Here is a 19,832-nt window from a genome sequence, read left to right as displayed (position 1 = left end):
TTTGCCCGTGGATTGTGAGCCAAGGCCGGCCGGCACTCAACTGAGTGCCGGTCCATGGATGCCCGCCGTTGACGCCTGGAGTACACTCCGCCCCCATGGGCAAGAAGAAGAAAACCGCCGGAGACGGCTCCAGTACCATCGCGCTCAACCGCCGCGCGCGTCACGACTACCACATCGAGGACCGGCTGGAAGCCGGGCTGGCCCTCGAGGGCTGGGAGGTCAAGTCGCTGCGGGCCGGCCGCGCACAGATCAGCGAGGCCTATGTCCTGCTGCGCAACGGCGAGGCGTACCTGTTCGGCGCCCATTTCACCCCGCTGCCCACCGCCTCCACGCACATCAATCCGGATCCGAGCCGCACGCGCAAGCTCCTGCTGCACCGCTCCGAGATCAACCGACTGATTGGTGCGGTGGAACGCCGCGGCTTCACCCTGGTCCCGCTGGCCCTGTACTGGAAACGCGGCCGGGCCAAGGTGGAGATCGGCCTGGCCAAGGGCAAGAAGGCCTACGACAAGCGCGCCGACAAGAAGGAAAAGGACTGGCAGCGCGAACGCGCGCGCATCATGAAGAACGGCTGATGCGGGCTCACTCGCGGGCCGCGCGCCAGCGACAGGCACCCCCGGCCGCCTCGTCCAGCACTGCCAGCAGCTCGGCATGGGCGGCCGCCTCTTCCGCCGACGGCTCCACGACCGGCAGGGGCTGCCCCGAACGCCGTGCCCGCGCCGGCGCCTGATCCCCAGTATCCTGCTCGCTGTCGCTGTCCAGGGTCAGGCTCACCTGCCCGCCGGTCATCGCCAGATAGACATCGGCCAGCAGCTCCGCGTCCAGCAGCGCGCCGTGCAGCGTCCGGTCCGAGGCATCCACCCCGTAGCGCTTGCACAGCGCATCCAGCGAATTGCGGCTGCCCGGATGCATGCGCCGCGCCAGCACCAGCGAATCCAGCACCCCGCAGATCTCGCCGATGGAAGTCGCCGGCGCCCGCTCGCCCAGCAGCGCCAGCTCGTGATCGAGAAAGCCGATGTCGAACGGGGCGTTGTGAATCACCAGTTCCGCCCCGCGCACGAACTCCACGAATTCCCCCGCCAGGTCGGCGAAACGCGGCTTGTCCGCGAGAAACTCGTTGTCGATCCCGTGCACCGCCACCGCACCGGCATCGATCTCACGATCCGGCTGAATGAAGTGATGCCACACCCGGCCGGTCGGCCGGCGATTGTCCACCTCCAGACAGCCGATCTCGATGATGCGGTGCCCGTCCGCCGGTTCCAGGCCGGTGGTCTCGGTGTCCAGCACGATCTGGCGCATGTTGCGTTCCCTTCGGTTCGGTCGTCCCGCGGATGGCTCAGCTGGCCGCCCCGCTCAGGAGTTCGTCGATGCCGGCATTCGCCAGCTCGTCGGCGCGTTCGTTCTCCGGGTGCCCGCTGTGGCCGCGGACCCAGTACCACTCGATGGAATGGCGCGCCGCCTCGGCATCCAGGGCTTCCCACAGGTCCCGGTTCTTCACCGGCTGGCCGCTGGCCGAGCGCCAGTTGCGCCGTTTCCAGCCGGGCAGCCATTCGGTCACGCCCTGCTTCACATACTTGGAGTCGGTCACCAGCTCCACCCGGCAGGGTCGCTGCAGGGTCTCCAGCGCGCGGATGGCCGCGGTCAGCTCCATGCGGTTGTTGGTGGTCTCGGCCTCGCTGCCGTACAGCTCGCGCTCGTGCCCACGGTAGCGCAGCACCGCCCCCCAGCCGCCGGGACCGGGGTTGCCGCGGCAGGCGCCGTCGGTATAGATGTACACCCGCTCGTCGTCGTCACTCATTGCCGTCCCTCGTTCGGCCGCGTTCGCCGGCGCATGATACGCGCGAAACGGCCACGCCGGGAGCACCCGTCGGCGGCGCGAAGCGCAGCGCTCGTGCCGGCCGCAGGGGCTCCTCCACCCGCTTGTGCGCGATGGTCAGAATGACCCCGGCCAGCGGGGGAAGTCCACGCAGAGCCCAGCGGTCCAGGCGTGCCAGCCGGCGCTGCCAGGCCACCGGCAGGCCGGGCGGCAGCACGCTGAGGTTCCATTGCTCCAGCACTTCCAGGCCGGCGGCCGCCAGCATCCCCCGATAGCGTACGCTGCGCAGTCCCTCGGGCAGCGGGGACGGGCGCAGCCCGGCTTCCGGATCGCCGTGCAGCCGGTTGGCCTCCAGCATGAACAGATGCCCCTCGGGCTCCAGCACTCGGGCCGCCTCGTTGACCACCACCTGCGGCTCCGGACTCCAGCTGCAGGGATGGCCCAGCACGATGATCCGCGCCCCGGCGGATTCCAGCGCCCAGGCCTCCGGATCGATCCGGACCTGCGCCCCCGGATCCGCCACGCGCAGCACCCGTGCCTGATCCGGGGCGTCGGGATCCATCAACGGCGCCGGCGCCAGTTCCACCGCAACGTTCAGCGGGCTCCCGGTCGCGTGGCGGCGCATGCGATCCAGCAGGCGCTCGCGCACCCGCTGGCCCTGAGGCTGGGCATACCACCGGGCGAGGCAATCGCGTGCCCGTGCTTGGTGCTCCGGGTTGGCTGGTTTATCCTTCGTCCCCATGAAACTTCGATGCCCCGCTGTTCCCGTTCGCCCGCTGGCCCTCGCCGTTACCGTGGCCCTGTTCTCCGGTTGTAGCCTACACGACCGCGAGCGGTCACTGGATACCGCCGACACCGGTACCGGGAGTCCGGCCGAGGCGCGCACCTACGACACCGAAGACGTCGAAGCCGCCATGCAGCGCCAGGCCGAGAAGGCGGAAAAGCGTGCCGCCGAAACCGACGACCTGTGGGAACGTGCCCGGCTGAACTACGGTTTCAGCGACGAACTCGACCACGATCGCGTCCAGCGTTATCTCGACCATTATCGCGATCAGCCGCGCATCATCGAACTCTCCACGCGGCGGGCCGAACCCTTCGCCTATTTTATCCTGTCGGAGCTCGAGGCTCGTGACATGCCGGCGGAACTCCTGCTGCTTCCCATCGTGGAGAGCGGCTATGCCCCGGAAGCCACCTCCAGCGGACGTGCCGCCGGGATCTGGCAGTTCATACCGTCCACCGGGGATCATTTCGACCTGCACCGCGACGACTGGTACGACGGCCGGCGCGATGTCTACCAGTCGACCCTGGCGGCACTCGACTATCTCGAATACCTGCATTCCCGCTTCGACGACTGGTACCTCGCCCTGGCCGCCTACAACTGGGGCCAGGGGAACGTCCGCCGGGCGATGGAGGCCAATGCCGCGCAGGGCCGCGACACCGACTACTGGAGCCTCGACCTGCCGGCCGAACCGCATGCCTACGTTCCCCGCCTGCTGGCCCTGCGCGAGCTGTTCCGCGCCCCGGATGAACACGGCGTGACCCTGACCCCCGTGGCCAACGAACCGGCACTCGAGATCATCCGCCCGGAACGCCAGGCGGATCTGGCCCTGGTCGCGGACATGGCCGAGCTGGACCGCGCCGAGCTGGAACGCCTGAACCCCGGCTACCACCGGCATGCCACGCATCCCGAGCATGCGCGGCACCTGTTCGTGCCGACCGAAGCCGCGGACCGCCTGGAAACCGCGCTGGCGGAACACGGCGACGATCCGCTGCTGCGTTTCCGCGAATACACCGTGCGCGCGGGCGACAACCTCGGCCGTATCGCACGCGACGCCGGCACCGAGGTCGCGGTCGTACGGCAGATGAACGATCTCAATGGCGACCTGATTCGCGCGGGCCAGACCCTGCGCCTGCCGGTGGGCGGGGACGACGCCGGGGCCGGCACGGCCGTCGCCGAGGCCGGCGATGCGGATTCACTGACGGAATACGAAGTCCGCCGCGGCGACAGCCTCTGGACCATCAGCCAGTCCACCGGCATGAGCCTGAGCGAGCTGCGCCGGGTCAACGACCTCGGGCGCGACACCACCCTGCAGCCCGGGGATGTACTGCAGGTCGCGGCGGCACACGGCGATGAAGGCACGGTGCAGTACGAGGTCCGCCCGGGGGATTCGCTGTCCGGCATCGCCCGGCGCTTCGAGGTCTCGGTGGACGATGTCCGGCGCTGGAACGGCCTTAACGGCGACCGCATCCGCGCCGGTGAAACCCTGGTCCTGCACATCGAGCACGACGACGCGACCGTGGCCCGCGCGGACAGCTGACGCGCTGGCCCGACCCGGGGCACATCGGTATGATCCCCGAAGTACGCGTCCGCGACGCCAATCGCATCAAACCAGCAAGGAGAGTTTCATGGGCTTTCTCACCGGCAAGCGCGCCCTGGTCGTCGGGGTCGCCAGCAACCGTTCCATCGCCTATGGCATCGCCGCGGCGCTGCACCGGGAGGGCGCGGAGCTGGCCTTCACCTATCAGAACGAACGGATGCGCGACCGCGTGGAAAAACTGGTCGCCGATTTCGACTCGGACATCCTGATTCCCTGCAACGTCGAGAGCGACGAAGAGATCGAACAGGTCTTCGAACACCTGGACGACTACTGGGACGGCGTCGACATTCTGGTTCACTCCGTGGCCTATGCGCCCAAGGAGGAACTGGACGGCGATTTCCTCGACAACATGACCCGCGACGGCTTTCGCACCGCGCATGATGTCAGCTCCTACTCGCTGGCGGCCTTCGCCAAGGCCGGACGCGCGATGATGAAGGATCGCGATGCCTCCATCCTGACGCTCAGCTACCTGGGTGCCCAGCGGTCCATGCCCAACTACAACGTGATGGGACTGGCGAAGGCGAGCCTTGAAGCGAATGTCCGTTATCTGGCCTACACCCTCGGTCCGGAGGGCACTCGCGTGAACGCCGTGTCCGCCGGCCCCATCCGCACCCTCGCGGCATCCGGGATCGGGGATTTCAAGCGCATCCTCGACCATGTCGAGAGCAACGCCCCGCTGCGGCGCAACGTCACCATTGATCAGGTTGGCAATGCCGGGGCGTTCCTGTGCTCCGACCTGGCTTCCGGCATCACCGGTGAGGTGATGTACGTCGACTCCGGTTACAACACCGTCGGCCTCGGCCAGCACGAGATCGGCCTCGACAGCTAGGCCACAAGCGGCGGCCTGCCGGCCGCCGGGTCTCTGAACCGAGAAAGGCCCGGCCAGTCATCTGGCCGGGCCTTTTTTTGTGCGCGGCCGGGCGGCCTGATACCGCCCGGCTCTTTCTCTACTCCCTCTTCCCTCTACTCCAGGTTCTCCGGAAAACGCTGAATATCGGCCTCGGACTCCAGCCACGCCAGATAGGCACGCATCTCGGCACCGCCGTAGGCGTTGCGCAGCTGGTCGCGGGCCTGCTGGCGCAGAGCCGGATCCTCCTGCATGCCCCCGGCCTGCACCGCCTCCAGGGCCACCACGGCAAAGTCACCGCCGGATAGCGTCAGGCCCGCCAGTCTCGGCCCGTCCTCTCCGGGTGCGGCCAGACGGAACACCGGTGCCACCAGGCCGTCCGGCACGTCACCGTCGCGGGTATCCCGGCGCAGCTCGCGCGAGCGCGTCCAGCTGCCCTCGTCTTCGATGGCAGCCGCCCAGTCGTCAGCCTCTCGCAGGTCTTCCAGCAGGGCCTCGCCGGCTTCGCGCGCCGCTTCGGCGGCCGCTTCGGCCTGCAGCCGGGCCCGAATCTCGTCCTCGACCTCGGCCAGCGGGCGCAGCTCCGCCTCTTCCCGTTCGGCCACGCGCAGCACGATCGTCGAGCCATCATCGAGATCCAGGGCATCGCTGTTCTCTCCGCGCTCGCGCACCCGCTCGCCGAAGGCCGCATCGCGCACGGAACGCGAGTCCGCGATGCCGCTGCCCGAGTCGCGGGTGAACCAGTCGGTCGTGCGGATCTCCAGCCCGGTCGCCTCGGCCGCGGGCTCCAGACTTTCCGGAAACTCGACGCTCAGCGACATCAGGTCGTCCAGCGCATCGATCTGCATCTGCTCGGCACGCCGGTCACGCAGGTCGGATTCCACGTCGTCACGCACCTGCTCCAGCGGCTGTGCGCGGGCATCCTCGACCGCAGTCACCTGGATGATGTACCAGCCCTGATCGGTCCGCACCGGCTGGCTCACCATCCCCTCGGGCAGACTGAAGATCACCGTCTCCAGGGTCGACGATCCCAGATCCCCGCGGGCCAGCTCCCCCATGCGGCCGCCCCGCGGCGCGCTCAGGGAATCCTCGGAGTATTCCTCGGCAAGCTCCGCAAAATCCTCGCCGTCCTCGATCCGCTGATGCAGCTCGCCAATCCGTGCCTCGGCGTCGTCCTCGTCCGCCAGGCGAATGACCCGGACATCGCGCAGTTCCGGTTCCTCGTAACGCGACCGGTTGGCGCGGTAGTGCTCCACGATGTCTTCCTCGCTCAGCTCGACGGCCTCTTCCAGCGATGCCGGATCGAGCTGAAGATACTCCACCCGCAAACGCTCTGCGGTCGTGAACTCCTCCGGATTCGCTTCGTAGTAGGCCTGAACGGCGTCCTCGTCCACCACGCCGGGGCGATCGAAATCCTCCGCCGCGAACACCCGCCAGCTCACCGTCCGCACCTGATTGCGCAGCGCGGCGTACTCGTCCACCAGGCCTTCGTCGAAGCGACCCGACTCGCGGATGCCCGTCTGGATCTGCGACATCACCAGCGAGCGACCGATGTCATCCTCGAAATCCGCGGGACTGATGCGCTGGGCCGACAACAGCTGGGAATAGCGCTCCGGACTGAACTGCCCGCCCTCCTGAAACACCGGCATCGCGCGGATCTCGCGGCGCACCGATTCGCTGGCGGCGGTAAACCCGAGATCACCGGCCGCCTGACGCAACAGGGTCTCGCGAATCAGGCTCTCCAGCGCCTGCAGCCGAATCCCCTCGTCGTCGAATTCGTCCGGGATCTCGCCGCCGAACATGCGGCGGAGTTCATCCCGCTGGGCACGCGCCTCCTGATGCACGGACCGGGTATCGATGTCCACGCCGTTGACCTCGGCAGCCACGATGTCGCCGGCTCCGCCGAAGTATTCGCCCACGCCCCACAGGGCGAAGGGGACCGCGATCAGGCCGATGATTACGTAGGCGAGCCAGCCGGTCGCCCGATCTCGAATTGCTTGCAGCATGCTGGTTTTGTCCGTTCGGGTTCAGCAGGGAAAACAGATCAATGGTAGCAGGCGCGCCCTCCGCCGTCTGTCGGACACACCAACAAAAAAGGCGCCCCGGAGGGCGCCTTTCGAAATATGGCGGAGCGGACGGGACTCGAACCCGCGACCCCCGGCGTGACAGGCCGGTATTCTAACCAACTGAACTACCGCTCCGTATTCTTTTCAGCGCAGCCGCATCGAGCAGGTCTGCGCCTGGTGGGTGCTGACGGATTCGAACCGCCGACATTCGCCTTGTAAGGGCGACGCTCTACCAACTGAGCTAAGCACCCGGTAAAGCTCTTTAGTTTACCCGATCCTTCAACGCTTTGCCAGCCTTGAAACCGGGCGTTTTCGACGCGGCGATCTGGATCGTCTCGCCGGTGCGCGGGTTGCGCCCGGTGCGCGCCTCACGTTCGCGGACGAGGAACGTCCCGAAACCCACCAATGATACCTGATCACCCTTGGCAAGGGAATCCCCGATTACGCTGACCATGGCATCGACCACCTTGCCGGCCTGAGCCTTGGGAACATCGGCTTCCGCGGCGATCGCGTCGATCAATTCGGATTTATTCATGAAACGGTTCCTTATCGTTTTAGTGACTCGGGCGTGCAGCCGGCAGGGCCAAGCTTACAACAATCCGGGCCGATGCCGCCACGGCCTGTGCAGGGAACGGGAATGGGGTCGACAACCGGATCCGGACAATGCGATCAGGGTTATAGCAAGGCTGCGAAAATGGTGTCAAACGCCGGTCGCCCGCTCCCTGCGACCGGCTCGACAAAAGTCCTCGCCCCGGGCCCTCTCCCCCGGGTGTGTGGACGGATCAGTGATGCCGGACCCGGCCACGACCCCGCGAGGGTTTCTTCTTGCCAGAAACGACTTCCTCGGCGGGCGCCTCGCCCTCCGGCGACTCGCCGGTACGGGCTTCCGGCATCTCGGCCAGGGCGACTTCCAGAACCTCGTCGATCCAGCGCACCGGGCGAATATCCAGCTTCTGCTTGATGTTCTTCGGGATATCCACCAGATCCTTTTCGTTTTCCTCCGGGATCAGGACCGTACGGATACCCCCGCGATGCGCCGCCAGCAGTTTCTCCTTGAGCCCGCCGATCGGCAGCACCTGCCCGCGCAGGGTGATCTCCCCGGTCATGGCCACATCCGCACGGACCGGGATGTTCGTCAGCGCCGAAACGATGGCCGTGCACATGCCGATCCCGGCCGAAGGACCGTCCTTGGGTGTGGCGCCCTCGGGGACGTGGATGTGGAGGTCCTTGTTCTCGTGGAAATTCTCTTCCAGGCCGAGGGCAGCAGCGCGGGACCGGACCACCGTGAGCGCGGCGTGGACCGACTCCTGCATCACGTCACCGAGCTTACCGGTCTGCTGGGTCTTGCCCTTGCCGGGCACCACCGAGGACTCGATGGTCAGCAGTTCCCCGCCGACCTCGGTCCACGCCAGGCCGGTGACCTGGCCGACCCGGTCGGCCTCGTCGGCCTGGCCGAAGCGGTAGCGCCGCACGCCCAGGTACTTGTCCAGGGTCTTGGGCGTAACCGAAGTCATGCGGTCGGCGTCCTTGCCCTTCGACAGGGTGCGCTGCTTGACCACCTTGCGGCAGATCTTGGCGATCTCGCGCTCCAGCGCACGCACCCCGGCCTCGCGAGTGTAGTAGCGGACCACGTCGCGCACCGCCGCATCGGAGATGTTGATCTCGCCCTTCTTCAGACCGTTGGTCTTGATCTGCTTGGGGATCAGGTAGGTGTGCGCGATGTTGACCTTCTCGTCCTCGGTGTAGCCGGACAGGCGGATCACTTCCATGCGATCCAGCAGCGGCCCGGGGATGTGCATGCTGTTGGCCGTGGCCACGAACATCACGTCCGAGAGATCGAAGTCGACCTCCAGGTAGTGGTCGCTGAAGGTGTGGTTCTGTTCCGGATCCAGCACCTCGAGCATCGCGGAGGCCGGATCCCCACGGAAATCCATGGCCATCTTGTCGATCTCGTCCAGCAGGAACAGCGGGTTGCGCACCCCGACCTTGGACAGGTTCTGGATGATCTTGCCCGGGAGCGACCCGATATAGGTGCGCCGGTGACCGCGAATCTCGGCCTCGTCACGCACTCCGCCCAGCGCCATGCGCATGAACTTGCGGTTGGTGGCCCGCGCGATGGACTGCCCCAGCGAGGTCTTGCCGACGCCGGGCGGCCCCACCAGACACAGGATCGGCCCCTTCAGCTTGCGCACGCGCGACTGCACCGCGAGATATTCCAGGATGCGCTGCTTGACCTCTTCCAGCCCGTAGTGATCCTCGTTGAGGATCTTCTCGGCACGCTTGAGATCCTTGGAGACGCGGGTCTTCTTTTTCCACGGCAGCGACACCAGCCAGTCGATGTAGCTGCGCACCACCGTGGCCTCGGCGGACATCGGCGACATCATCTTGAGCTTGTTGAGCTCGGCGGTCGCCTTCTTCTTCGCCTCTTCGGACATCCCGGCGTTCTCGATCTTCTCCGCCAGGTCCTCCTGCTCGTTGGGTGCGTCCTCGAGGTCGCCCAGCTCCTTCTGAATGGCCTTCATCTGCTCATTCAGGTAGTACTCCCGCTGGGACTTCTCCATCTGCTGCTTCACGCGGCCGCGGATCTTCTTCTCGATCTGCAGCACGTCCATCTCGCCCTCGATCTTGGCGACCAGATGCTCCAGACGCTCGCGCACGTTGGCGATCTCGAGGACCTGCTGCTTCTCCTCGAGTTTCAGCGACATGTGCGCGGCAATGGTGTCGGCCAGGCGCGAGGTGTCGTCGATCCCGGCCAGCGAGGTCAGGATCTCCGGCGGGACCTTCTTGTTCAGCTTGATGTACTGCTCGAACTGATTCAGCGCGGAGCGACCGAGGACCTCGAGTTCCTTGTCCTCGGTATCGAATTCCTCATCGATCAGCTTGATGTCGGAGACGAAGTAGTCTTCTTCCTGCTCGGGATCCCCGGTGGTGGAGACATCCATCACGCGGGCACGCTGCGCGCCTTCCACCAGCACCTTGATGGTGCCGTCGGGCAGGCGCAGGAGCTGGAGGATGTTGCCGAGGGTCCCGATCTCGTGGAGATCCCCGGCGTCGGGTTCGTCCACCTCGGCGCTCTTCTGCGCGACCAGGAGGACCTGCTTGTTCTCTGCCATCGCCGAATCCAGCGCGCGAATCGATTTCTCGCGCCCGACGAACAGCGGAATGACCATGTGCGGATACACCACGACGTCGCGCAGCGGCAGCACCGCAACGCGCTTGACGGGCGATTCCACCTCGTTCTGGGAAGGACGGTCGTCGGTCATGTGGCCCCCTCAGGGCTGGGCGAATGTAGGGGGGAAATGGGGGCGACCCGCGCGGCTTTCAAGGGTCGCCCCGCCGATGTTTCCCGCTCAGGATTCCGCGGCGGCCTGCCGGGTGTACGAGGTGTTGTCGTAGATCAGGTAGGGCTCGGCGTCCCCGCGGATCACCGCCTCGTCGATCACGACCTTGGTGACCCCCTCCATGGACGGCAGTTCGTACATCGTGTCCAGCAGGATGTTCTCCAGGATGGTCCGCAAGCCGCGGGCACCGGTCTTGCGCTCCAGCGCCTTCGCGGCGATCGCGTGCAGCGCATCGTCGCGGAACTCCAGCTCGACACCTTCCATCTCGAACAGCCGCGCATACTGCTTGACCAGCGCGTTCTTCGGCTGCGTGAGGATCGTGATCAGGGCATCCTCGTCCAGCTCGTCCAGGGTCGCCTGCACCGGCAGACGCCCGACGAATTCCGGGATCAGGCCGTAACGCACCAGATCGTCGGCCTCCAGCTGTTTCAGCCAGTGGTCCGAGGAGGCGTCCTCGTCCTTGCTCGCCAGCGCCGCGGAAAAGCCGATGCCGGTCCCTTTCTCCGCCCGCTGCTGGATCACCTTGTCCAGGCCGGAGAAGGCACCACCGCAGATGAACAGGATGTTGCTGGTGTCGACGTTCAGGAACTCCTGCTGCGGATGCTTGCGCCCGCCCTGCGGGGGGATCGAGGCGGTCGTGCCCTCGATCAGCTTGAGCAGGGCCTGCTGCACGCCCTCGCCCGAGACGTCACGGGTGATCGAGGGGTTGTCGGCCTTGCGCGATACCTTGTCGATCTCGTCGATGTAGACGATCCCGCTCTCCGCCTTCTCGACGTCGTAATCACACTTCTGCAGCAGCTTCTGGATGATGTTTTCGACGTCCTCGCCAACGTAGCCCGCCTCCGTCAGGGTGGTCGCGTCGGCGATGGTGAACGGGACGTTGAGCACCCGGGCCAGGGTCTCCGCCAGCAGGGTCTTGCCGGATCCGGTCGGACCGATCAGCAGGATGTTGGACTTTGACAGCTCCACTTCATCCTTGCCGGCCCGCGCCTCCATGCGCTTGTAATGGTTGTAGACGGCGACGGAGAGGATCTTCTTCGCGTCGTTCTGGCCGATCACGTAATCATCCAGGGTGTCCCGGATTTCACGGGGCCGCGGCAGCGAGGCATGCTCGGTCTGGCCGGCCTCCTGCATCTCCTCGCGGATGATGTCGTTGCACAGCTCAACGCACTCGTCGCAGATGAACACGGAAGGCCCCGCGATCAGCTTGCGCACCTCGTGCTGGCTTTTCCCGCAGAAGGAGCAGTACAGCAGCTTGCCGTCCGCGGGAGGGTTCTTGTCGTCGCTCATCCGTTGCCCTCGATTGGATTGCAATTCCTTTCGAACATGCCCCGTTTCACCGGCCGGTGCAAACGAGCCAAGTGTTCGTGCGGTCTAGGCATCAGGATCCGGATTTCTCGCCGGCTTCCGCGCGGTCGGCCAGCACGTTGTCGACCAGGCCGTATTCCTGCGCCTCGGAGGCCGTCATGAACCGGTCACGGTCGGTGTCCTGCTCGATCTGTTTCACCGTCTGACCGGTGTGCTTCGCCAGCACGCGGTTGAGTTCTTCCTTGATCTTGAGGATCTCGCGGGCATGGATGTCGATGTCCGTCGCCTGACCCTGGAAGCCGCCAAGCGGCTGGTGGATCATCACGCGCGAATGCGGCAGGGCGTAGCGCTTGCCCTCGGCGCCGCCGGCCAGCAGCACGGCCCCCATGCTCGCCGCCTGGCCCACGCAAAGCGTGGACACCTGCGGCTTGATGAACTGCATGGTGTCGTAGATCGCCATGCCGGCGGTGACCGCACCACCCGGCGAATTGATGTAGAGGCTGATTTCCTTGTCCGGATTCTCGGATTCCAGGAACAGCATCTGCGCGACGATCACGTTGGCCATGTAGTCCTCGACCGGCCCCACGCAGAAGATCACCCGGTCCTTCAGCAGCCGGGAGTAGATGTCATAGGCGCGTTCGCCGCGGGCGGTCTGCTCGACCACCATCGGCACCAGGTTCAGGCCCTGGGTATGCTGCGCGCCCTGATCGCCCATGTCGTGCGTCATTCGCTCGACTCCTTGTTCGGATTCATTACGTCCTGGAAGGTGGTGGGCTTGTCGGTAACATTGCCCTGTTCCACCACCCAGTCCACCACCTGGTCTTCCAGGACGATGGACTCCAGGTTCTGCATGGCCTGCGGCTGCGTGCGGTAGTACTGCTTGACCTCTTCGGGGTCTTCGTAGGTCGCGGCCATGTTGTCGAGCTCCTGCTCGACCCGCTCGCGATCCACCTCGAAACCCTTGTCGTCGATCAGATGCCGCAGCACCAGGCCCAGGCGCACCCGCCGTTTCGCCTCTTCCTCGAACAGGCTGTCCGGCAGCGGCTGCGTCTGCTCCGCCCCGCCGAAGCGCTTCTCGGCGTCTTCGCGCAGGCGATTGATTTCGGACTTCACCAGGGCATCCGGCAGGTCGAAGTCGTGGCGTTCCACCAGCGCATCCATGACCTGCTGCTTGATCTTGCTCTTCAGCGCCTGATTCAGCTCCCGCTCCATGTTGGACCGCACATCCTCGCGAAGTTTCTCCACCGAGCCGTCCTCGATGCCGAATTTCTCCGCGAAGGCCGCGTCGACCGCGGGCAGCCGGGCCTCTTCCACTGCCTTGACCGTGATATCGAAGGTCGCGGTCCGGCCCTTGAGGACCTCCGCCGGGTAATCCTCCGGGAAGGTGACCTCGATGGTCTTTTCCTCGCCCGTTTTCACGCCTTCGAGCTGGTTCTCGAACTCCGCCAGCAGGCGCCCGCTGCCGATCTCCACCTGAAAGTCCTCGGCCTGTCCGCCCTCGAAGGCCTCGCCGTCGAGCTTGCCGACGAAGTCCAGGGTGATGCGGTCGCCCGAGGCCGCTGCACGCTCGACCGCCTGCCATTCCTTGTGCTGTTCGCGCAGGGTATCGATCACGCGATCGATGTCCTCGTCACCGATTTCGGCCACCGGGCGTTCGATCTCGACCCCGGACAGGTCGGCAACCTCGATCTCCGGGAAGACCTGAAAGGACGCCTCGAACTCGATCGGCTGACCGTTTTCCACCGATTTCGGCTCGATGCTCGGGCTGCCCGCCGGCTCCAGGCCCTCCTGCTGCACCGCCTCGCGGTAACTCTCCTGCAGGACTTCGCTGAGCACCTCCTGGTACACCCCGGCCCCGTAGCGCTGACGCACCACCTTGAGCGGCACCTTGCCCGGGCGGAAGCCGTCGAGCCGGACCCGTTTGGCGAGGTTCTTCAGGCGGTTGTCGACCTCGGTGTCGACGCGTTCGGAGGGGACCTGGACGGTCATCTTGCGGTCCAGGTTGCCAGTGGCTTCAACGGAAACTTGCATGGAGGGCCTCGTCAAATGGTTCGGAAATCAGTCGTGTCCGGGCGCGGGGCCGTCGTCTCGCGGCCGGACGGGGTTCCTGGTGCGAAAGGAGAGACTCGAACTCTCACGGGTGTTACCCCACTGGGACCTAAACCCAGCGCGTCTACCAGTTCCGCCACTTTCGCCGTTGGTTTCGTAACCCGACATTGTAGCGTGTCTGCATGCCGGAAACACAAAAGGCCCGCTGAACGGGCCTTGTGCCGGTCCGGGACCGGGGAGATGGTGGGTCGTGTAGGATTCGAACCTACGACCAATGGATTAAAAGTCCACTGCTCTACCAACTGAGCTAACGACCCGTGTGATCTGCAACGGGGGCGTAGTGTACGGCCCCGTCGCCAAAACGCAAGGCGGGCCGCGATCGCGGCCCGCCCGGGCAGGAAGGTTCCCGCCCCGCCGGCGATCAGATCGCCTCGAGGCTGCGCATCTTCGACGGCAGGAGCTTCATGTCCACCAGCGAGGTGATCAGCGCCTTGCCGAAGCTGGCTTCGTCTTCGTAGACCATCTTGTAGTACTGGATCTTCATGGTCAGGGCCGCGCCGAACACGATGAAGATAAAGGTCAGGAACCCGCCGATCGCCAGCGTGGAGACCCCGGTGATGGCCTGCCCCACGGTACAGCCCATCGCGAGGATGCCGCCCACGCCCATCAGGATGCCCCCGGCGAAGTGGTTCCAGAAATCGCGCAGCGACGAGAACCACTCAATGCGGAAGCTGCGCGACACAAGCGACCAGAAGAACGAGCCCAGGATCACGCCCGCCAGCGCCATCACGCCGAAATACAGGAAGCGGCTGTCGAAGCCTTCCTTCACGTAGGCCGCGCTCTGGCCCATCGGGGCGATGAAGGTGAAGGACTGGTTGTTCCAGAAACGCAGCTGGTCGGCCGGGCGCTCTTCACCGGGCTCGCCCAGGAAGTCCCAGTCGGCCAGATAGGCCGTCGGGGTGTAGGTGTCGCCCATCTCGTCGGCCACCTGCACGTTGCTGGTCAGCCACCAGGCACCGATCACCACCAGGCCGATCACCAGCCCGCCCAGGATGTTGTCGAAGCTCTTGCGGAAGTCCGCCGCCTTGAAGATCAGCGCCAGCAGCAGCACGCCGATGACCAGGCCCAGCACCAGACGCGCGGTGCCGTCGGCATCGCCCGCGACGATCGAGCCGAGATCCTGGCCGCCGGACAGCGTGATCGCGGTGGCGTCCATCCAGCCGAACAGCAGCTGGTTGAGAGTCTCGCCGGTGCCGAATACCGACTGCGTGCTCAGCAGGAAGTAGGCGACGATGCCGATCAGGACCATCACCATCACCGACTTGATATTGCCGCCGCCCACGCGCACCAGGGTCTTGTTACCGCAGCCCGAGCCGTAGGTCATGCCGATCCCGAACAGGAAACCGCCCAGCACGTGCCCGAGCCAGTTCAGGTTATCCATGCGGTAAGGAGGAAACGAACCCTCGGCGCTCAGCACGCCAAAGAATTCCAGGGTGCTCACGCCCAGCATGGCCACGGCGATGGCCAGCAGCCAGGAGCGCATGCGCCCGGTGTCACCCATGTTCACCCAGTCGGACACCGCCCCCATGGTGCAGAAGTTGGTCTTGTTGGCGACCGCCCCCATGATGAAGGCGAGGATGAACGTCCCGACCAGCACCGCCGTGGCGGCTGCGGAAAAGCTGGAGAATTCCATGCGTCAAACCCTCTTGATCAGTTGTCACTCGGGCTGCACGACCGACCGGAGCAGGGTATCCGGTTTCGCCGTTCAGGGCCGCGCAGCATACATCGACCACCAGACGAGATCGAGAGAGGTTTCATTCCGTACTTCCCCGGGCGAGCCTTCCGGGCCCGGGCCCGGGGCCGGGGCTCATCCGGCATAACGGGTGGGATCGGGGATCCCGGCCGCCGCGAAACCGTCGGCGCGCAGCCGGCAGGAATCACAGGTGCCACAGGCCCGCCCGTCCGCGTCGGCCCGGTAACACGACACCGTCAGCGAATAGTCCACGCCCAGACGCACCCCTTCGCGGATGATCTGCGCCTTGCTCAGATGCATCAGCGGGGCCTCAACCGACCATGGCGCGCCCTCCACACCGGTGGCCGTCGCGACGCGCGCCAGCGACTGAAAGGCCTCGATGAACGCGGGGCGGCAGTCGGGATAGCCGGAGTAGTCGACCGCGTTGGCGCCCACCACCAGACGGTGGGCGCCCAGGGTCTCGGCAAACCCCAGTGCCAGCGACAGAAACACGGTGTTGCGCGCCGGCACGTAGGTCACCGGGATACCCTCACCGCCGGCCTCGGGCACCTCGATGGCCGAGTCGGTCAGCGCGGAGCCTCCAATGGCAGTCAGGTCGACATGCACCACGCGATGGTCGGCCACCCCGGCGGCCGCGGCCACACGCCGCGCCGCCTGCAGCTCGGTGGCGTGGCGCTGCCCGTAGTCCACCGACAGGGCGTGGCATTCCAGCCCCTGCTCCTGCGCCAGCGCCAGGCAGGTGGCCGAGTCCAGTCCGCCCGACAGCAGGACCACGGCGCGTTCATTCACCCCCGTGGCCATCAACGCCCCGGCTCGTCGCCCCACAGCCACTTGTGCAGCTGCACCTGAAAACGTACCGGCAGGCGTTCGGCGACGATCCAGTCGGCCAGCAGCCGCGGCTCCAGCTCGCCATGCACCGGGGAAAACAGGACTTCCACCGCCGGATCCAGTCCCATCCCGGGGAGGGCTTCACGGGCCCATTCGAAATCCGCCCGGTTGGCGAGCACGAACTTCAGCTGGTCGCCCTCCCCCAGATACGCGAGGTTTTCCGTCCGGTTACGCCCGGACTCGCAGGACGCGGGTGCCTTCCAGTCCATGACCAGTCCGGCGCGCGGATCCACGTCGCTCACGTCCATGGCACCGGAGGTCTCGATGGTGACCGCCAGACCGGCATCACACAGGCCCGTGATCAGGGCACGGCTGCCCGGCTGGGCCAGCGGCTCGCCCCCGGTGACGCACACGTGGCGCACCCCCTCGCCCGCCACCCGCTGCAGCACCGTGTCGACGTCGGTGGTCTCGCCGCCCTCGAAGGCGTATTCGGTGTCGCACCAGCGACAGCGCAGCGGGCAGCCGGTCAGGCGCACGAACACCGTGGGCCAGCCCACCTGCGCCGCCTCGCCCTGCAGCGAAACGAACATCTCGCTCAGGCGCAGCCGGGGTGCGCCCCCGGACGCAGAAGCCGGTGCCGTGGTGCGGCGCAGCGGTGCTTCCACGCTCACGAGCCGTCCATCCGCTGCAGGCGTTCGCGGGCAAGGCGATCCAGCGTGGTGCCGCCGTATTCCTCGCGCACCTGTTCCAGCGCCTCGCGCGCCGCCTCGAAATCCTCGAGCTCGTAATGCGAGTAACCGATCTTCAGCAGGGCATCGCCCTGCTTGTCACTCTCCGGAAACTGCTCACGCAACCGCTCGAAGTCTTCCAGCGCGGCCTCGAAATCGCCACTGGCATATTTGGCTTCGGCCAGCCAGTACCAGGCGTTGGCGGCAAAATCCCCGTCCGGGAACCGCTCGATGAACGCCTCCAGCTGCCGGATCGCCCCGGCATAATCCCCGTCCATCAGGACCGAGAAGGCCTCCTGGTAGGCCTCCTGCTCGCCCGCGTCCGGCAGATCGAAATCCACCACTTCTTCTTGCGGCGCCTCGCCTTCGCGGGCGACACCGCCGGCCTCCAGCGTCGCCAGCCGCTCGTCCAGATGAGCAAACTGGTCGCGCTGGCGCTCTTCCAGGCGATCAAGGCGGTGATTCAGGGTATCCACTTCTCCGCGCAGATTGCGCAGGTCCCGCTGCATCTCCTCGACGCCGCGCAGCATGTCCGCCAGTGCACTGGAATCCAGCCTGCGCTCGATGCGATCCAGCCGGCGGTCCAGCTCGCGCACCTGCGACTGCGTCGCCACGATGCCGTCTTCCTGCGCCAGCACCGGGGGCCCGGCCAGCAGCAGCGCCGGAAGCATCCCGGCCAGCAGGGCGCCCCGAAGGGCACCCTGCGGGAAACGCTGCCCGGCCCGCCGCCGAATCGCCTGCATGGGACGCGTATCCATCACCATCATCACTGCCGACGGTCGTATACCAGTTCCACGCGCCGGTTCTGCGCCCAGGCCTCTTCGGTCTGTTCGAAGGCCACCGGCATCTCCTCGCCGTAGCTGACGACCTCGATCTGCTCGTCCTCGGCCCCGTTGAGGTTCAGCACCCGACGCACGGACTGCGCACGACGCTCACCCAGCCCCAGGTTGTACTCACGGGTACCCCGTTCGTCGGTATGCCCTTCCAGACGCAGCCGCGCACCGGGGTTGGCCGCGAGATACTCGGCATGCGCCTCCAGCATCTCCTCGTACTCGCGCTTCACCTCGTCACGGTCGAATTCGAAATACACCAGGCGCTCGGCCAGCAGGCTGTCCGGGTCATCCAGCGCCGCGGCGTCCAGGCGCCGGTCCTCGCCCAGCCCGCGTGCCTCGCGCTCGCGCCGCTCGCGGGCCTCCCGCTCGGCCTCGGCTTCGGCTTGTGCCGCCTCACGTGCCTCACGCTCGGCCGGATCCTCGGCATCGCGCACCGGCTGGGCGCAGGCCGCCAGCGAGCCCACGACAAGGGCCAGAACGCCCCAGCGAATCAGGTGGTTCATCGTTCGTTTCCTCAGGGTGTTGTCAATCATCAAAGAATCCGGGCAGCCCCTCATTCGCCGAGTGGCGACCAGGCCGGTTCACGCACCTCGCCGTCCCGGCCCTCCAGCCGCTGGTGTACCCGGCCATCCCGGCTCACCGAGCCCAGGACGCCACGAGTGCCTTCGCTGATGGCGTACAGGATCATGCTGCCGTTGGGAGCAAAGCTTGGGGATTCGGCATTACCGGAATCGGTCAGTCGCGTGACACGACGGTCGCCGAGATCCAGGCGGGCCAGACGGAAGCCGCCATCGCCCCCCTCCACATACACTACCGAATCACCGTCCGGGGACACCGTGACACCCGCCGCATATCCGCTCTCGAAGGTCAGGCGCCGGACATCCCCGCCGTCGGCGTCCATGCGGTAGATCTGCGGTGCCCCGGCACGGTCGGAGGTGAAATAGATGGTCCCGCCGTCCGGCGACCACGCCGGCTCGGTCTCGATCGCGGAGGACCGCGTCAGCTGCTCCAGGTCCCCGCTCTGCAGATCCAGCCGATAGATATTGGGACTGCCGTCGCGCGACAGGCTCAGCGCCAGGTAGCGTCCGTCCGGCGACCACGCCGGCGCACTGTTGATTCCCCGGAACCGGGCCAGGCTCACCCGTTCGCCGCTGCGCACGTCGTGGCGGAAGACCTCGGACTGCCGGTTCTCGAACGACACATACACCAGTTCGTTGCCATCCGGCGACCAGGCCGGCGACATCACCGGATCCGACGAGCGGTACAGGGTGCGCGGATTCGCGCCGTCGGAGTCGGCGACCTGCAGCCGGAACTCGCGGCCGTCGCCGTCGCGCTGCACCTGCACGAAGGCGATGCGCGCACTGAACGCCCCCGGATCGCCGGTGATGGCCTCGAACACGAGATCCGACACCCGGTGCCCGCCGCGCCGCAGCATGTCGGCCGGCACCGGGATGCGCCAGCCGCCGAGGCGTTCCTCGGCAAGCACGTCGAACACATGGAAATCCACCACCACGCGATCGCCGTCCGGGCGCTTGCTGCCGACCACCACGTACTCGGCCCCGGCCGCAGCCCAGGGCTCCGGAATGAAATCCGCAGGCCCGGTGGCCCCCGAAGGCAGGTCCTCGCGCAGCACCTCGAACAGCCCGCTGCGGTGCAGGTTGTCCCCCAGGATCCCGCTCATCCGGGTCTCCGGTTCACCCTCTCCGCGCCACTCGAACGGTGCCACGGCTACCGGAATCGCCCCCGACACGCCCTCGGTCACCGTGACCTCCAGCACCGCGTGCGCCTGGGAGGCCCCCAGCATCAGGGCAATCCCGAGCAGGCCCGTCAGGGGCTGCAACATCTTTTTCATCATTGGTGCCTGCAATGCCATTGAAACCTCACC

At 66.4% G+C, this 19,832-nt stretch carries 18 protein-coding genes and 4 tRNA genes; 3 read left to right on the top strand and 19 right to left on the bottom strand.

Annotated features, from left to right (window positions below; genetic code table 11):
- Positions 1 to 95: 95 nt before the first annotated feature.
- Entirely contained in the window at positions 96 to 575 is a 480-nt protein-coding gene (gene smpB / locus F788_RS0103870) for an SsrA-binding protein SmpB (protein ID WP_018869997.1), read from the top strand.
- Between the two features lie 7 nt (positions 576 to 582).
- On the opposite strand, the gene dnaQ is transcribed toward smpB, so the two are convergent.
- The 3 genes from dnaQ to F788_RS0103855 are packed head-to-tail and all read right to left on the bottom strand — an operon-like array spanning position 583 to position 2,465.
- Positions 583 to 1,299, bottom strand: coding sequence for a DNA polymerase III subunit epsilon (gene dnaQ / locus F788_RS0103865; protein ID WP_019589304.1), 717 nt, complete (start codon positions 1,297 to 1,299; stop codon positions 583 to 585).
- Between the two features lie 37 nt (positions 1,300 to 1,336).
- Positions 1,337 to 1,798 carry a ribonuclease HI gene (rnhA, locus tag F788_RS0103860; protein ID WP_019021223.1) on the bottom strand — a complete coding sequence of 154 codons (462 nt, stop codon included), beginning with the start codon at positions 1,796 to 1,798 and terminating at the stop codon, positions 1,337 to 1,339.
- Positions 1,791 to 2,465 (bottom strand): hypothetical protein, encoded by a 675-nt coding sequence (locus tag F788_RS0103855; protein ID WP_019589303.1) that lies wholly within the window; start codon positions 2,463 to 2,465, stop codon positions 1,791 to 1,793. Before F788_RS0103855 ends, rnhA begins: the two co-directional genes overlap by 8 nt.
- Positions 2,466 to 2,556: 91 nt before the next feature.
- On the opposite strand from F788_RS0103855, the gene F788_RS0103850 reads away from it, so the two are divergent.
- Positions 2,557 to 4,134 carry a LysM peptidoglycan-binding domain-containing protein gene (locus tag F788_RS0103850; protein ID WP_051080603.1) on the top strand — a complete coding sequence of 526 codons (1,578 nt, stop codon included), beginning with the start codon at positions 2,557 to 2,559 and terminating at the stop codon, positions 4,132 to 4,134.
- 88 nt (positions 4,135 to 4,222) lie between these two features.
- Positions 4,223 to 5,023 carry an enoyl-ACP reductase gene (locus tag F788_RS0103845; RefSeq protein ID WP_018870002.1) on the top strand — a complete coding sequence of 267 codons (801 nt, stop codon included), beginning with the start codon at positions 4,223 to 4,225 and terminating at the stop codon, positions 5,021 to 5,023.
- A 134-nt stretch (positions 5,024 to 5,157) separates the two neighbouring features.
- Here F788_RS0103845 and F788_RS0103840 read toward each other — a convergent pair whose 3' ends face one another.
- From F788_RS0103840 to tolB, 16 genes are all read right to left on the bottom strand, one after another.
- Positions 5,158 to 7,047, bottom strand: coding sequence for a SurA N-terminal domain-containing protein (locus tag F788_RS0103840; protein WP_019021226.1), 1,890 nt, complete (start codon positions 7,045 to 7,047; stop codon positions 5,158 to 5,160).
- Between the two features lie 118 nt (positions 7,048 to 7,165).
- A tRNA-Asp gene (locus F788_RS0103835) sits at positions 7,166 to 7,242 on the bottom strand.
- 40 nt (positions 7,243 to 7,282) lie between these two features.
- Positions 7,283 to 7,358, bottom strand: a tRNA-Val gene (locus F788_RS0103830).
- 11 nt (positions 7,359 to 7,369) lie between these two features.
- Entirely contained in the window at positions 7,370 to 7,657 is a 288-nt protein-coding gene (locus F788_RS0103825; RefSeq protein WP_255349426.1) for an HU family DNA-binding protein, read from the bottom strand.
- A 232-nt stretch (positions 7,658 to 7,889) separates the two neighbouring features.
- Positions 7,890 to 10,370 (bottom strand): endopeptidase La, encoded by a 2,481-nt coding sequence (gene lon / locus F788_RS0103820; protein WP_019589301.1) that lies wholly within the window; start codon positions 10,368 to 10,370, stop codon positions 7,890 to 7,892.
- 87 nt (positions 10,371 to 10,457) lie between these two features.
- Positions 10,458 to 11,738, bottom strand: coding sequence for an ATP-dependent Clp protease ATP-binding subunit ClpX (clpX, locus tag F788_RS0103815; protein WP_019589300.1), 1,281 nt, complete (start codon positions 11,736 to 11,738; stop codon positions 10,458 to 10,460).
- 91 nt (positions 11,739 to 11,829) lie between these two features.
- A complete protein-coding gene (gene clpP, locus F788_RS0103810; RefSeq protein WP_019589299.1) occupies positions 11,830 to 12,483 on the bottom strand; it encodes an ATP-dependent Clp endopeptidase proteolytic subunit ClpP in 654 nt (217 codons plus the stop codon).
- Positions 12,480 to 13,787, bottom strand: coding sequence for a trigger factor (gene tig, locus F788_RS0103805; protein ID WP_019021229.1), 1,308 nt, complete (start codon positions 13,785 to 13,787; stop codon positions 12,480 to 12,482). The genes clpP and tig overlap by 4 nt, the downstream gene beginning before the upstream one ends.
- A 77-nt stretch (positions 13,788 to 13,864) precedes the next feature.
- Positions 13,865 to 13,951 (bottom strand) — tRNA-Leu (locus F788_RS0103800).
- A 95-nt stretch (positions 13,952 to 14,046) separates the two neighbouring features.
- Positions 14,047 to 14,122, bottom strand: a tRNA-Lys gene (locus F788_RS0103795).
- 104 nt (positions 14,123 to 14,226) lie between these two features.
- Positions 14,227 to 15,498: a YeeE/YedE family protein gene (locus tag F788_RS0103790; RefSeq protein WP_019021230.1), complete on the bottom strand. Its 1,272-nt coding sequence runs from the start codon at positions 15,496 to 15,498 to the stop codon at positions 14,227 to 14,229.
- A gap of 174 nt (positions 15,499 to 15,672) precedes the next feature.
- Positions 15,673 to 16,359 carry a 7-cyano-7-deazaguanine synthase QueC gene (gene queC / locus F788_RS0103785; RefSeq protein ID WP_019589298.1) on the bottom strand — a complete coding sequence of 229 codons (687 nt, stop codon included), beginning with the start codon at positions 16,357 to 16,359 and terminating at the stop codon, positions 15,673 to 15,675.
- Positions 16,359 to 17,057 carry a 7-carboxy-7-deazaguanine synthase QueE gene (gene queE, locus F788_RS0103780; RefSeq protein ID WP_018870011.1) on the bottom strand — a complete coding sequence of 233 codons (699 nt, stop codon included), beginning with the start codon at positions 17,055 to 17,057 and terminating at the stop codon, positions 16,359 to 16,361. The genes queC and queE overlap by 1 nt, the downstream gene beginning before the upstream one ends.
- Complete coding sequence (gene ybgF, locus F788_RS0103775; protein ID WP_018870012.1) at positions 17,054 to 17,881, bottom strand: tol-pal system protein YbgF; 828 nt, start codon at positions 17,879 to 17,881, stop codon at positions 17,054 to 17,056. The genes queE and ybgF overlap by 4 nt, the downstream gene beginning before the upstream one ends.
- Positions 17,881 to 18,450, bottom strand: a complete 570-nt coding sequence (gene pal, locus F788_RS0103770) for a peptidoglycan-associated lipoprotein Pal (protein ID WP_018870013.1) — start codon at positions 18,448 to 18,450, stop codon at positions 17,881 to 17,883. The genes ybgF and pal overlap by 1 nt, the downstream gene beginning before the upstream one ends.
- A gap of 50 nt (positions 18,451 to 18,500) precedes the next feature.
- Positions 18,501 to 19,790, bottom strand: coding sequence for a Tol-Pal system beta propeller repeat protein TolB (gene tolB, locus F788_RS0103765; RefSeq protein WP_019589297.1), 1,290 nt, complete (start codon positions 19,788 to 19,790; stop codon positions 18,501 to 18,503).
- Positions 19,791 to 19,832 lie beyond the last annotated feature (42 nt).

The sequence above is a fragment of the Thioalkalivibrio sp. ALE10 genome (genome assembly GCF_000381385.1).
Classification (GTDB): domain Bacteria; phylum Pseudomonadota; class Gammaproteobacteria; order Ectothiorhodospirales; family Ectothiorhodospiraceae; genus Thioalkalivibrio.
Note: the sequence above shows the minus strand (reverse complement) of the source record. Positions and strands in the feature narration are given on the sequence as shown.